Annotated in this window: 12 protein-coding genes; 5 read left to right on the forward strand and 7 right to left on the reverse strand. The window is 72.9% G+C overall.

Annotated elements, in window-relative coordinates; translation table 11 throughout:
- Nucleotides 1-5: 5 nt before the first annotated feature.
- Together AB0I15_RS08420 and AB0I15_RS08425 are read left to right on the forward strand one after the other, a co-directional pair.
- Complete coding sequence (locus tag AB0I15_RS08420; protein ID WP_358091834.1) at nucleotides 6-1,754, forward strand: biotin carboxylase N-terminal domain-containing protein; 1,749 nt, start codon at nucleotides 6-8, stop codon at nucleotides 1,752-1,754.
- 398 nt (nucleotides 1,755-2,152) lie between these two features.
- A complete protein-coding gene (locus tag AB0I15_RS08425; RefSeq protein WP_358091836.1) occupies nucleotides 2,153-3,235 on the forward strand; it encodes a hypothetical protein in 1,083 nt (360 codons plus the stop codon).
- A 69-nt stretch (nucleotides 3,236-3,304) separates the two neighbouring features.
- On the opposite strand, the gene AB0I15_RS08430 is transcribed toward AB0I15_RS08425, so the two are convergent.
- Both AB0I15_RS08430 and AB0I15_RS08435 read right to left on the reverse strand, forming a co-directional pair.
- Nucleotides 3,305-3,688, reverse strand: coding sequence for a nuclear transport factor 2 family protein (locus tag AB0I15_RS08430; RefSeq protein WP_358091838.1), 384 nt, complete (start codon nucleotides 3,686-3,688; stop codon nucleotides 3,305-3,307).
- A gap of 71 nt (nucleotides 3,689-3,759) precedes the next feature.
- Entirely contained in the window at nucleotides 3,760-4,746 is a 987-nt protein-coding gene (locus AB0I15_RS08435) for an NAD-dependent epimerase/dehydratase family protein (protein ID WP_358091840.1), read from the reverse strand.
- 292 nt (nucleotides 4,747-5,038) lie between these two features.
- On the opposite strand from AB0I15_RS08435, the gene AB0I15_RS08440 reads away from it, so the two are divergent.
- Both AB0I15_RS08440 and AB0I15_RS08445 read left to right on the forward strand, forming a co-directional pair.
- Complete coding sequence (locus tag AB0I15_RS08440) at nucleotides 5,039-5,572, forward strand: GNAT family protein (protein WP_358091842.1); 534 nt, start codon at nucleotides 5,039-5,041, stop codon at nucleotides 5,570-5,572.
- The gene (locus tag AB0I15_RS08445; protein WP_358091844.1) at nucleotides 5,569-6,087 is read left to right on the forward strand and encodes an NUDIX domain-containing protein; all 519 of its coding nucleotides are present in this window, start codon (nucleotides 5,569-5,571) and stop codon (nucleotides 6,085-6,087) included. The genes AB0I15_RS08440 and AB0I15_RS08445 overlap by 4 nt, the downstream gene beginning before the upstream one ends.
- Here AB0I15_RS08445 and AB0I15_RS08450 read toward each other — a convergent pair.
- A complete protein-coding gene (locus AB0I15_RS08450) occupies nucleotides 6,047-7,069 on the reverse strand; it encodes an FAD-dependent oxidoreductase (protein ID WP_358091846.1) in 1,023 nt (340 codons plus the stop codon). The two genes, AB0I15_RS08445 and AB0I15_RS08450, sit on opposite strands and share 41 nt — an antisense overlap.
- Nucleotides 7,070-7,142: 73 nt before the next feature.
- Nucleotides 7,143-8,048, reverse strand: a complete 906-nt coding sequence (sigJ, locus tag AB0I15_RS08455; RefSeq protein ID WP_358091848.1) for an RNA polymerase sigma factor SigJ — start codon at nucleotides 8,046-8,048, stop codon at nucleotides 7,143-7,145.
- A gap of 111 nt (nucleotides 8,049-8,159) precedes the next feature.
- Here sigJ and AB0I15_RS08460 point away from each other — a divergent pair, with 111 nt between their 5' ends.
- On the forward strand, nucleotides 8,160-8,750 hold the full coding sequence (locus AB0I15_RS08460; RefSeq protein WP_358091850.1) for a putative glycolipid-binding domain-containing protein: 591 nt from the start codon (nucleotides 8,160-8,162) through the stop codon (nucleotides 8,748-8,750).
- Nucleotides 8,751-8,828: 78 nt separating this feature from the next.
- Here AB0I15_RS08460 and AB0I15_RS08465 read toward each other — a convergent pair whose 3' ends face one another.
- The 3 genes from AB0I15_RS08465 to AB0I15_RS08475 all read right to left on the reverse strand — a co-directional run bounded on the left by AB0I15_RS08465 (nucleotide 8,829) and on the right by AB0I15_RS08475 (nucleotide 13,516).
- A complete protein-coding gene (locus AB0I15_RS08465) occupies nucleotides 8,829-9,587 on the reverse strand; it encodes a GvpL/GvpF family gas vesicle protein (protein WP_358091852.1) in 759 nt (252 codons plus the stop codon).
- Nucleotides 9,588-9,743: 156 nt separating this feature from the next.
- Entirely contained in the window at nucleotides 9,744-10,748 is a 1,005-nt protein-coding gene (locus AB0I15_RS08470; RefSeq protein ID WP_358091854.1) for a LacI family DNA-binding transcriptional regulator, read from the reverse strand.
- Entirely contained in the window at nucleotides 10,745-13,516 is a 2,772-nt protein-coding gene (locus tag AB0I15_RS08475) for a glycoside hydrolase family 3 C-terminal domain-containing protein (protein WP_358091856.1), read from the reverse strand. Before AB0I15_RS08475 ends, AB0I15_RS08470 begins: the two co-directional genes overlap by 4 nt.
- Nucleotides 13,517-13,525: the final 9 nt, after the last annotated feature.

Here is a 13,525-nt window from a genome sequence, read left to right on the forward strand (position 1 = left end):
GGTCTGTGCGGAAGGTTCTGATCGCCAACCGCGGCGAGATCGCCGTGCGGGTGGCCCGCGCGTGTCAAGACGCCGGGATCGGCAGTGTGGCCGTGTACGCCGACCAGGACCTCGACGCCCTGCACGCCAAGGTGGCCGACGAGGCGTACGCGCTGGGCGGCCAGACCCCCGCCGAGACCTACCTGGACATCGGCAAACTGCTCGGCGTCGCGCGGCGCTCGGGCGCGGACGCCGTCCATCCCGGCTACGGCTTCCTGGCCGAGAACGCCGGCTTCGCCCAGGCCGTCATCGACGCGGGCCTCGTCTGGATCGGCCCGCCGCCGGCCGCCATCGCCGCGCTCGGCGACAAGGTGCAGGCCAGGCACATCGCGCAGAAGGTCGGCGCGCCCCTCGTGGCCGGCACCAAGGACCCGGTGTCCGGGGCCGGCGAGGTGGTGGCGTTCGCGGAGGAGCACGGGCTGCCGATCGCGATCAAGGCCGCGTACGGCGGCGGCGGGCGCGGCATCAAGGTGGCCCGCCGCCTGGAGGAGGTCGCCGAGCTGTACGAGTCGGCCGTCCGCGAGGCGGTCGCCGCCTTCGGGCGCGGCGAGTGCTTCGTCGAGCGCTACCTCGACCGGCCCCGCCACGTCGAGACGCAGTGCCTGGCCGACCGCGACGGCAACGTGGTCGTGGTCAGCACCCGCGACTGCTCGCTCCAGCGCCGCCACCAGAAGCTGGTGGAGGAGGCCCCGGCGCCGTTCCTGACGGAGGAGCAGCTCGACATCCTCTACACCAGCTCCAAGGCCATCCTGAAGGAGGCCGGTTACGTCGGGGCCGGCACCTGCGAGTTCCTCGTCGGGCAGGACGGCACGATCTCCTTCCTCGAGGTGAACACCCGGCTGCAGGTCGAGCACCCGGTCAGCGAGGAGGTCTCGGGGATCGACCTGGTGCGGGAGATGTTCCGGATCGCCGACGGCGAGCCCTTGGGCTACGACGACCCGGCGCTGCGCGGGCACTCGATCGAGTTCCGGATCAACGCCGAGGACGCCGGGCGCAACTTCCTGCCCGCACCCGGCACGCTGACCGTCATGCGCGCGCCCTCGGGGCCCGGGGTGCGGCTCGACGCCGGATACGAGGCCGGGATGACGGTGCCGGGGACCTTCGACTCGCTGGTGGCCAAGCTGATCGTGACCGGGCGGACCCGGCGGGAGGCGCTGGAGCGCTCGCGGCGGGCGCTCGCGGAGTTCGAGATCGCGGGCATGCCCACCGTGCTGCCGTTCCACCGGGCCGTCGTGTCCGATCCGGCCTTCGTGTCGTCGCCGTTCTCCGTACACACGCGGTGGATCGAGACGGAGTGGGACAACACCGTCGAGCCCTATGCCGGCGAGGATGCGGCCGGCGAGGCGCCGGCCCGCGAGACGGTCACGGTCGAGGTCGGGGGCAAGCGCCTGGAGGTCGTCCTGCCCGCCGGTCTCGGCGCCTCCGCCACCGCGCCCGCCGCCGCCGGGAAGGCGCCCAGACGCGCCGGTGGCGGGGCGAAGAAGTCGGCGGCGGGCGGAGACTCGCTGGTGAGCCCGATGCAGGGCACGATCGTCAAGGTGGTGGCCTCGGACGGAGACGTGGTGAGCGAGGGCGACACCGTCGTGGTGCTGGAGGCCATGAAGATGGAGCAGCCGCTGACCGCGCACAAGTCGGGCACGATCACGGGCCTGACGGCGGCGGTCGGCCAGACGGTCACCTCGGGCGCCACCATCTGCGAGATCAAGGACACGTAGCCGTCACCTCTTTCGGCCACGATGTGCGCTTGTGCGCCTGCGGACAGGTAGCGTGCCCAGTGAGGAACTTTGCCGACCGCCCGTTCGTCCTCATGGGCGAAGGAGGCTTGCTGCCAATGACCCATTCGCTGCGCCGAGCAGGGGCCGCGGTTGCGGCTCTGATCGCCGGTCTAATCGTCGTTCTTGCGCTGTCCCCTGCCGCCCACGCGGCGGCTCCGCCAGACGCCAACACGGTGGTGTCCACTTGGAAGAAGGATCCGCTCTTCGTGCAGCCCGGTGCGACATTGTCGTCCGACCAGCAGAGCGAGATCCGTGAAGCCCTCGAGGGAGCCAGCAGCAAGATCTACGCTGTGGCGCTTCCCGACGGCACGGTGGACGATGCCACCATTGCGTCTTTCATGACCAGCCTCAACTCCGCGATGAAGGCCGCGAGCGGCCCGTCGGCCACCTATGCCGTGCTCGACGGCACGACGCTCTACGCGGCGTCCTCCTCGATCCGCAGGGAGGGTCTCGCGGGCCAGCTCGCCACGCTGTCCGTCAACGCCAACTCGGGTGACGCCGTGGCCGGCATGAAAGACTTCGCCAACCGCGTCGACTCCGCCGTCAAGGGCAAGACCAGGGCGGCCCTCGACCCGGGCAGCCAGGCCAACCCCGGCGCCGGCGGCACCGCCGCGCTGATCGCCCTGGGCACGCTGGTCGTGGTCGGCGGTGGCGGCTACTTCCTCTACTCCAGCAACAAGAAGAAGAAGCGGGCCATCCAGGACGCCAAGGACCTGGCCGCGGTCAAGGGCACCGTGGAAGAAGACGTCACCAAGCTCGGCGAGGAGATCACCGCCCTCGACACCGACGTCACGCTGGCCGGCCAGGGTGGCAGGCACATCGACGAGTGGCAGACGGCACTCGACTCCTACGAGAAGGCCAAGACCCAGCTCAACTCCGTCCAGCGGGCCGACCAGGTCCGCGAGGTCACGCAGACCCTCGAGGACGGCCGTTACGCGCTGGCCGTGGTGAAGGCCAAGGTCAACAACGACCCGGTGCCCGAGCGGCGCGCGCCCTGCTTCTTCAACCCGCAGCACGGCCCGTCGCTCCGTGACGTCCGCTGGGCGCCGCCCGGTGGCGCGGTCCGCGACGTGCCCGCCTGCAAGATGGACGCGGAGGCCGTGGAGCGCGGCTTCGACCCGCAGATGCGCGAGGTCATGGTGGACGGCCAGCGCAGGCCCTACTACGACGCCGGCCCGGCCTACCAGCCCTACGCCTACGGCTACTACGGCGGCTTCGGCGACATCATGACCGGCATGTTCATCGGCACCATGATGGGCAGCATGCTGGGCGGCGGCTTCGGCGGCTACGGCGCCGGTTACGCGGAAGGCGCCGCCGACGCCGGAGGCGGCGACTTCGGCGGCGGCGACGGCGGCGGCTGGGGTGACTTCGGCGGCGGCGGAGACTTCGGAGGCGGAGACTTCGGCGGCGGCGACTGGTAACGACCCTTTGCGCGAACGCCCCCCCGCGAGACCCTGAACAAGGACCTCGCGGGGGGCGTTTCGCGTCTGTCACCAGCGCTCCACCAGATGCTCCCGCCCGGCGGGCGGCTCGTAGGGCTCCGGCCAGTAGTCGGTGATCCGGCTGATCAGCCCCTCATCTGACATCTCCAGCCACACGCAGGCCTCCTGGCGCTCGGCCCCGACACGGGTGTCGAGCCAGGCGGCCGCGTGGCGCCCGTCGGCGACGACCCGCCGCACCGCCAGGTGCCAATCTCCGGGATATTCGGTGTTGAACTGGAGAAAGGCCGGCTTCCCACGGATTCGCTCGCGGGTCTGCGGCATCTCGTAGACCACGTCCTCGGCGAGCAACGCGCCGAATCCCGCCCAGTCGCGCCGTTCGGCACAGTCGACGTAGGCGTGCACGACCTGCCGGGTCCTCAGGGTCTCGTCCATGCGGCGAACCTAGCGGCGGGCACCGACATTCGGCGGGTTGCCCGCTCGGACGGAGACGACGGGCAGGGCCGTCAGCCGAGAGCGGCCAGCAGTTCGCGTTCGCGCTGGGCGCTGAGGCCGGCGCGGCGGGGGCGGTCCAGGCCCTGCTCGCGTTCCCAGGCCAGCGTGTCGGCCAGCAGTTCCGCGCTTGGCCGGTGGCGCAGGCCCGCGGCCTGGGCGGCGGCGCCGCTGCGCGACGACCAGCCCTCCCAGCCCGGCTCCACCAACCACATCGGCAGCGACTCCTCCCCCATGTACTCGGTGACGTCGTTCGCGAGCAGCCAAGCCGAGTCGGCGGTGACCACCGGGCCGGTGTGCCCGCCGATGGAGCGGGACAGGTCGATCCACTCGCTGAACGGCACTTCGGGGCCGACGGCGTTGTACGTGCCGGCGGTCCCCGCCTCGGCGGCGTCGAGGAGCCAGGCGGTGAGGTCACGCACGTCGATCGCCTGGGTCGAACGGTCCGGGGTGTCGGGGACCAGCATCGGGCCCCGCGGGTCGCGGGCGGCGCGGGCCACCCAGTAGCCGGTGCGTCCGCTGTGGTCGCCGGGGCCACCGATGAGGCCCGCGCGGGCGATGAGGAGGCGGTCGCCCACGGCGGCCTCCGACGCCAGCTCGCAGGCGGCCTTGGCCTCGCCGTACTGCTCGCGGCCGGCCTCGTCCTGGTCGGTGGGGGTGAGGAGGTCCGCGGACTCGTCGGCGCCGGGGGTGGCGTGGGAGGCGTAGGCGCTGACGGAGGAGATGTAGGCCCAGTGCCTGGCCCTGTCTCCGAGGGCGTCGAGCGCCCCGCGGACGAAGCCGGGCTGCCAGGACACCTCGACGACCGCGTCCCATTCACGGCCCCGCAGCGGTTCGTACGCCGACGGGTCCCGCCGGTCGGCGGCCACCAGCGTCGCGCCGTCCGCGACCTTCCCGCTTTCGCCGCGGGCCAGGCACGTCACCTGATGACCGCGGTCGATCGCCTGGCGCGACAGCTCTCGTCCCACCCATGCCGTCCCGCCCAGAACCAAGATATTCATCTGGCCATCCAAGCACCGCAAAAATGGACATCAAGGCGAATTCGCTGACAGCCGACACAGGGCCGGGCGCAGGCGGTGCGCACCGGCCGGCGGCTGCGAGGCGAGGGAATCGGCCAGGTGTACGCGAGCACGCCACCCGGGCCCGCCGGACGGCCGGGCTCAGCGTCCTTTGGGGGCTGGGCGGGAAGGTCTGGGGTTCGCCACTGCCGCACGCGGTGCCGTTCACCGTCGAGGCGGACAGGCGGTCATGGCGCTGCCCCGCCTGGCCGGGCGGGACAGCAGAATGACTGGTGTGATCTATCTTGCTCAAGGGCCGCGGGTGGCCATCCGGTACATCAGCCTGCAGGACTTCGAGGAGCTGGCGATCCTGCACAAGGAAAGTGCCGAGATGTTCGCCCGGTGGATGCCCGGCTCGCCCATCGTCACGTACGAGGACTTCGAGGGCTATCTGGCCAGGTTCGACGGGCCCCTGCACGAAGGGTTCCTGATCTGCCTGCGTGACACCGGCGCGATCGTCGGCCGGGTCAACGTCAACAACATCGTCAGGGGCACCCACCAGAGCGCGACCATCGGCTACTCCGCCTACGCCTCCACCACCGGCCACGGCTATCTGACCGAGGGCCTGAAGCTGCTGGTCGCGTACGCGTTCGGCGAGATGGAGCTGCACCGTCTCGAGGCCAACATCCAGCCGTCCAACACCGCCTCCCTGCGCCTGATCGAGCGCGTCGGCTTCGAGCGCGAGGGCTGCTCGCGCAACTTCCAGTACGTCGACGGGGCCTGGCGCGACCACGAGCGCTGGGCCATCACGGCCGAGATGGTCATATGAGCGAGCCGCCGGCCGTCCGGGAGACGGCCCGCGTGCTGCTGATCGACGCCGCCGGCCGGACCCTGCTCTACCGGGGACGGCTGCTGCAGGTCGAGGACCCGCCGTACGCCTGGTTCACGCCGGGCGGAGGCGTCGATCCCGGGGAGAGCCCGCGGCAGGCGGCGGCCAGGGAGCTGAAGGAGGAGCTCGGGCACGCCGTGACGCCCGAGGCGCTCGGCGAGGTGGTGGCGACCAGCGAGGGCGGCTGGTCGCTGGGCGGGCGGCGGTTCTTCTCCCGCGACGTCTACTTCGCGCTGCGCGTGGACGGGCTGGAGGTCGACACCTCCGGCATGGACGCCGAAGAGCGCGCGGTGACCGACCGCTTCCAGTGGTGGACGGCGGCCGAGCTGCCGTCAGCCGACGAGCCCGTGGTGCCGAGGGGGCTCGGCCCGCTGCTGGAGCGGCTCGTCGCCGGTGACCGGCCGGTCGAGCCGGTCATCCTGCCGTGGCACCTGCCGGACGGCCAGGAGCCCTGACCGCCACCGGCCGGTACGGGCCGGGGTGGCGCATCGCCCAGACCGTGCCCCGCATGATGGCCTCCTTGAACGCGGCCGAGGCCCGGCCGGTCATGATGGCGTCGAGGGGGCTGTCGTCGGCGCGCGTGAACTGGGTGACGCCGTCGCGAGGGCCCAGGCTGACGTTCTGCCATACGTAGCGGAACCGGGCCCTACGCGGCTCCCGGCCGGTCAGCAGGTCGGCCACGGCCTCGCCCGCGTACATGCCCATGGGCAGGCTCGTCTGGCAGGCCATGCGGGTCACGCGGCCCTCCCTGTCCGTCGCGGCGGCGTCGCCGACGCCGAACACCTCCGGGTGCGAGAGCGAGCGCAGGGAGCGGTCCACGAGCATGCGGCCGTGCTCGTCGGTGGCCAGCCCGGCGGCGGCGGCCAGCCCGGGGACGCGGAACCCGGCCGCCCACACCACGGTCTCGGCGGGCAGCTCGTCCCCGTCCGCCAGCAGCACGCCGCCGGGCCCCACCTCGCGCACCGGCGCGTGCTCGCGCACGACGACGCCCATGCGGGCGAACGTCCGGCGCAGGTGGCGGCGGGCCCCGCCGGAGAGCCCCGCGCCAACGAGGCCGGCGGGGTACGCGTGCGCACGCACCCCCGGCACGGCGTCCGGGTCCGAGCCGCTCCCCAGGGCGTAGACGAGCACGTCGTAGCCCAGCTCGTACGGCGCCGCGTCCAGGCGTACCGTCCTGGCCTCCGCGTCGATGCCCACGGCCCTGGCCACCACCAGCTCGATCCCGGTCCCTTCCAGCAGCCCGGCCAGCGGCAGGTCGGGCAGCCGCCGGCCCGCCGCGAGCTGGTGCAGGCGCACCCGCTCCACGAACCGGTCGGCCGCGTTGACCAGCGTCACCCGGACGTCACCTGCCCGCCCGCCCCCCAGCCGGCGGGCGGCGCGCTTGGCCGCCCCCAGCCCGGCGTATCCGGCTCCTAGCACCACGATGTGGTTCGTCATGGTTCCTCCAGTCGAGTCCCCACTTGAACCGGTGAGCCGGATCGTCCGTGACAGTCCTGGTCTGTGACAAGGCTCACATGAGCTGCGCGGTGGCGTAGGCGAGCTTGGCGGGGCTCACGATCGTCCGGATCCCGCTCACCCGCCCGTCCTCGATCTCCACGGCCAGGACCGCCAGCAGCCCGCCGGACCGATCGGCGGGCGTGCCGGTCAGGAGACCGGCCGGGTCGTGGACGAGCACCGCGGGCGCGCCGTTGATCTCGGCGACCTCGATCGCCAGCCCGGCCGCCTCCGGCCGGAGGCTGAATCCGCGCAGGTAGCGCGCCACCTTCTCCCGGCCCTCGACGGGCCTGCGCGCCGCCGTCGTGCCGCCGCCGTCGGCCCAGGCGACCACGTCGTCGGCGAGCAGCCGCGCAAGCGCCTCGACGTCGCCGTTCACGGTCGCCGCGAGGAAGCTCCGCACGATCCGCCGGTGCTGCTCGGCGTCGCTGTCGAACCGCTTGCGCGGCTCCCCCACGTGCGTCCTGGCCCGGCGGTACGACTGCCGCGAGTGCGCCTCCTCGATGCCGAGGATCTCGGCGATCTCCGCGTGGCCGTGCCCGAACGCCTCCCGCAGCACGAACACCGCCCGCTCCACCGGGCTCAGCCTCTCCAGCAGGACGAGCAGGCCCATGGAGACCGACTCGCGCTGCTCGACGGTCTCCAGCGGGCCGAGCGCGCCGCCGCCGGTGACGACCGGCTCGGGCAGCCACGGCCCCACGTAGCTCTCACGCCGCACGCGGGAGGAGGTGAGCTGGTTGAGGCACAGGTTCGTGACGACCTTGGTCAGCCAGGCCGCGGGCACCTCGACCGGCCCGGCGTGACTCCAGCGCAGGTACGCCTCCTGCACCATGTCCTCGGCCTCGGCGGCGGACCCGAGCAGCCGGTACGCCAGCCCGAACAGCCGCGGCCGCAGCCCCTCGAACACCTCCACCGAGTCCACCCGACCGATGCTAGGTCAGCCCTCCTCCGGGAAGCCGCCCGGGCTCGTCCACCACCCATGACCTTCACCCGGAGCCGGGTTCGGAGTTCCCGGCCTGGCAGGATCGACCCCGTGAGCTTCGCGCCCCCACCGCAGACCGCCGCCTGGCGGCACATCACCGCCCGCACGGGCTTCGAGGTCGTCTACTTCCGCCCGCTGGAGGGCGGCCACCATGTCGAGGGCTGCACGACGGCGGCCGAGGACGGCCTGACCTGGGCCGTTGACTACGCGATCGACGTGGACGCCACCTGGACCACCCGCCGCGCCCGGATCAGGAGCCGGTCGGCGGCGGGCGCCCGCAACACGCTCCTGGAGGCGGACGGGGCCGGCGGCTGGCTGGTCGACGGCGAGCGGGCCCCGCACCTCGACGGCTGCCTCGACGTGGACCTGGAGTCGTCGGCGATGACCAACGCGTTCCCCGTGCACCGGCTCGGCCTGGCGGTCGGGGCCGGGGCACCCGCCCCCGCGGCCTACGTGCGCGCCCTCGACCTCGCCGTCGAGCGGCTCGACCAGGACTACGCGCGGGTCTCCGACCGGTGCTACGACTACGCGGCGCCGGTGTTCGGCGTCGCGTGCCGGCTGGTCTACGACGAGTCCGGCTTCGTCCTGGATTATCCCGGCCTGGCCGCACGCGTGCTCGACCTTGGACGCGCCGGGTCGTGACGCGCCGAGGTCCGTCCGTGGTGAGGAGCGCTCTCAGGGGCCGAGGTCTTCGGGGGCTGCTCGAAGCGCCCGCCCAGCTCACGTCGTCTTCATGACCGTGAACGAGTAGGGGGCCCAGGGGCCGGTCAGCCGCAGGTCCACGCCGTCGCCTCCCAGGGTGCCCGCCAGGGCGGCGAACTCGGCGGCGCGGGCGTCGTCCACCAGGTACGCGCCGTTGAGCAGCATCCAGTCGCCCCGGCCGGACAGGCGGAGGTTCTGGGCCCGGTGGCGGTGAGACGCGGCGGCCAGGGCGGACAGCGCCCGGTGGACGTCGTCGGCACGGCGGCCGGCCTGGCCGCGGGCTTGACCGCGGGCGTGTTCCCGGGCGTACAGGCCGGCCCGGCGGCGGTGGTGGTGGCCGGTGGCCGGTTCGCCGGTGTGCGCCTCCACCGCGACCCGGGGCTTCCCTGCTGGGGCGGCGTAGGCCTTGACGCCCCATTCGCGGCGGCCCGTGACGCGTTCGAGCATCCGCAGGAAGTCGTCCCCGCGCCGGTCGAGCAGGTCGCGTACCTGGTCGTCGTGCTCGTACACGGTGACGAGCCGGATCGGGGCGGCGGTGGTGGCGGCGGCCACGGCGTCCACGACGCGGCGGTGGGCGCGGGCCGTCTCGGCCAGCCAGTCGAGGTCCTCCAGGGACCGGCGCGGGGGCGCGGCGCCGAACCGCTCCAGCGGCACCGTGCTCACGTAGGCGACCAGGCCGGGCCGGGTCACCGTACGCACGGCGCCGCCCGCCACGCCGGGCGGGCAGGCGGGCAGCGGATCACGGGCCACCGCGTAGAGGTAGGTCCCCTCGGACATCGTCCTTCTCCCGTCCCCCTTCGAACTCACGTCGGCCGACTTGCCCAGGAAAAACCGACAGGGAACCGTAAAAGTCGAAAAATCCGACAGGCTTTGACGCACGTGACGCGAGCGGCTGAATACCTGCCGCAAACTTGGCGCGAGGAGGCGTTTGCCTCAGGTGCTGGCGCGGACCACCAGCAGAGGTGTGAGCAGGGTCGACTCGGGCACCGCGCGGCCCTCCAGCTTGTCCATGACCAGCCGTACGGCCTCCCTGCCCACCTCTTCCGCCGGGATCAGCACGGAGGTGAGGGGCGGGCCGGCCCGGTCGGCCACGTCGTCGGGGCAGATCGCCACCACCGCCACGTCGTGCGGCACCCGCCGGTCGAGCTGGCGCAGCGCGGCCAGCACGTGCCCGACGGCGGCCTCGTTGTGCACGACCAGGCCGGACAGGCCGGGCCGGTCGAGGAGGAGGTCGCGGACGGTCTCGTACACCTCGTCGAACGTCTCCTCGCAGGGCAGCGCCACGCCCTTGAGGCCGTGGTCGTCCAGGGCGTCCACGAAGCCCTCCCTGGTGCGGGTGGCGAAGCCGGTGCCCCGGTCGTACACGACCGACGGGGCCCCGAGCAGCGCGATCTCCTCGTGGCCGCGCTCGGCCAGGTGCGTCACGCATTGCGCGCCCGCGGCGGCGAAGTCGAGGTCGACGCAGGTCAGCCCGGCCGGCTCGGCGGGGAAGCCGATGAGGACGCTCGGCTCGGGCAGCTCACGCAGCAGCGGCACCCGGCGGTCGTCCAGCTCGACGTCCATGAGCACCAGCGCGTCCACCAGCGCGCTCGCCGCCACCCGGCGGATGCCCGCGGTGCCCTCGTCGGCGGTCAGCAGCAGCACGTCGTGGTCGAAGCGCCGGGCCGCCGTGACGACGGCGCTGGCGAAGCGCATCAGGACGGGCACGTGCATGCCGGCCCGCAGCGGCAGCACCAGCGCGATCACGTTGGAGCGCTTGCTGGCCAGGGCGCGGGCGCCCGCGTTGGGGTGGTAGCCGAGCGCGCTGATGCTGTCGAGCACCCGCCGCCTGGTGTCGGCCGAGATCGTCCGCTTGCCGCTGAGCACGTAGGAGACCGTGCTCACGGCCACGCCCGCGTGTTTGGCGACCTCGGCGATCGTCACCGTGCGCCCGCTCAAGCCCCGGCTCCGAAGTCGAGGCGGGTCAGCGTCACTCCGTCGTTCTCGAACACCACATAGAGATCGTGCACCCCGTCCACGGTCTCGAGCGCTGACGTGATGGCGTGATAGCCGTACCGGTCGGTCCGCGGCACCGGGAAGGCGGCCAGGGAACGGCCGTAGAGGGGGTCGCCGAGACGGATGGTGATCATGCCGCCCTCGGTGCTGCCCGCCGTGGCCACGCAGGTCGCGTGGCCGGTCAGGTCCACCTGCCGGAACAGGATCCAGGCGCCCTCGGCGTCGGAGCGCACGGCGTCGCCGTCCGTCCTGGTCTCGTCCACGAAGGTGATCGCGTCGTACTCGTCGTGACAGGCGGCCCGCAGCGGCCCGCGCTGCGGCGGGACGGTGTCGCCCTCGACCTCGAAGCGGGCGCTCAGGCGCACGTCGGTGGCGCTGCGGCCGGCCATGAGCTGGTGCGGCGCGCTCTCCACGACGAACCTGCTCCTGGTCACGTCCCAGAACGCCAGCTCGGCGACGGGCAGCCGGAGCGTGACGGTACGGCTCTCGCCCGGCTCCAGCCGGACCCGCTCGAACCCGCGCAGGCGGCGCAGCGGCTGCTTGACGCGGGAGCGCTGCTGGTGGGTGTAGAACTGGACGACCTCGACGCCGGGGCGCGCACCCGTGTTCGTGACCGTGGCCTCGGCGTGCAGGACGCCGTCGGTGAGCCGGACGCGCAGGTCCGCGTACTCGAACGTGGTGTAGCTGAGGCCGTGGCCGAAGGGGTGCAGCGGGACGCCCCGGAAATACTGGTACGTGGCGTCGGAGGCGATGATGTCGTAGTCGAGCAGGTCGGGCAGCTCCTGCTCGGAGCGGTACCAGGTCTGGGTGAGACGGCCCTGCGGATCGGCGTCGCCGAACAGCACCTCGGCCAGCGCGTGGCCGTACTCCTGGCCGCCGTGCGCCGACCACAGCACCGCCGGCACCTCGCCGTCGGTCCAGGTCAGCGGGTAACCGCTGGAGATGACCAGGACCGTACGCGGGTTCGCCTTGCGCACGGCCCGCACCACCGCGTCCTGCCCGGGGGCCAGGGCCAGCGTCATGCGGTCCTCGGTCTCGCGGCCGTTGACGAGCGGATGGTCGCCGACCACCACGACCGCCACGTCGGCCTCCCCGGCCAGCCGGGCGGCCTGCTCGGTGCCGCTCCTGACCACGTCCATGGCCAGCCACACGGCCTGGTCGGCGTCGTCCACCAGGCGCAGCACGCCGTCCTCGCCGGCGCCGACGTAGCAGCCGGTCGAGACGTGGCGCAGGGCGAGCGTGCCGCGCGGGCGCTCCTCCATCCGGAACGTCTGGCGCACCTCCCACCCGTTCGGCCCCGGCTGGTCGTTGACCAGCGTGACCTCGTCCACGGACACGAACCGGCCGGTCGTGACGGAGCGCAGCGCGTACGCGCCGCCGCCCCAGTCGAACAGGTCGAACAGCCCCGCCTCCGCGGCCCCGACGCCGAGCGGCCCGCCCGCCGGGTCCGCGGTCACCGGGCCGGCGTCGGTGGTCAGCGTCACCCGGTCCACGGCCTCGCAGAACACGGTCTCGCACCGCTCGGCCAGCCCGCCCCGGGCGGTGACGGCGTAGGGCAGCGTGCCGCTGTACCAGTCCTCCATGAGCGTGTCGCCGAGCTGCCCGATCACCGCGACCCGGGTCACGTCCTGGAGCGGCAGCAGACCGTCGTTCTCCAGCAGCACGAACGAGCGCCGCGCCGCCTCCCTGGCCAGCGCCTGGTGCTCGGGGCAGTTGACCACGTTGTCGTTGATCTCGTCGTACGGCGTCGCCGGGTCGAACTCGCCCAGCCGGAACCGGATCGACAGCGCGTGCCGCACGGCCTCGTCCACGTCGGTCTCGGCCAGCAGGCCCGCGGCGAGCGCGGTGCGCAGGTGCCCGAGCGTGGCCTCCGAGCGGTCGTCGTCCTGGGTGAAGCTGTCCAGCCCGGCCTTGACCGCGTGCGCGTACGCCTCGGGCAGCGTGTCGTGGTAGCCCTGGGGCGCGGTGAGGTTGCCCGGCGCGTACGCGTCGCTGACGATCAGCAGGTCGTCCGGCGCCCAGGCCCGCAACTCCTGGGCGATCAGCGGGCTGAGGTGCGCGGGCCGGCCGTTGACCAGGTTGTACGAGGGCATCACGGCCACCGCCACGCCCTCCTCGATGGGTTTGCGGAAGGCCGGCAGCTCGTACTCGTACAGAACCCGTGGTGGCAGGTTGCTCGACGTCGTGCACCGGTCGGTCTCGTTGTTGTAGGCCAGGAAATGCTTGAGCGTGGGGGCCGTCTTCAGGGTTTCGGGAGCGCTCCCACAAAGCCCGCGCGCGTACGCCGTGGCCATGACCGAGGTCAGCCACGGATCCTCGGAGTAACCCTCCTCGTTGCGCCCCCACCGGGGGTCGCGCAGCGGGTTGACCACGGGAGCCCACACGTTGAGCCCCGCGCCGGCCGGATCCTTGTGGTGGAAGGCCAGCACCTCGTCGCCGGTCGCCGCGCCGACCCTGCCTACGAGGTCGAGGTCCCACGTCGAGGCCAGCCCGATCGCCTGCGGGAACACCGTCGCGGGGCCCAGCCAGGCCAGGCCGTGCAGCGCCTCGGTGCCCGTGCGGAACGCGCCCATCCCCAGCCGCTCGACCGGGGCCTGGTGCTGGTGCAGCAGGCCCACTTTCTCCTCGAGAGTGAGCCTGCGCAGGAGGTCGTCGATCCGGTCGTGAAGGGGGGCCGCTGGGTCACGGAAGGGGGGTTCTTGCATGATCATCCCTCTGAG

The organism is Nonomuraea sp. NPDC050643 (assembly GCF_040654715.1).
Lineage (GTDB): Bacteria > Actinomycetota > Actinomycetes > Streptosporangiales > Streptosporangiaceae > Nonomuraea.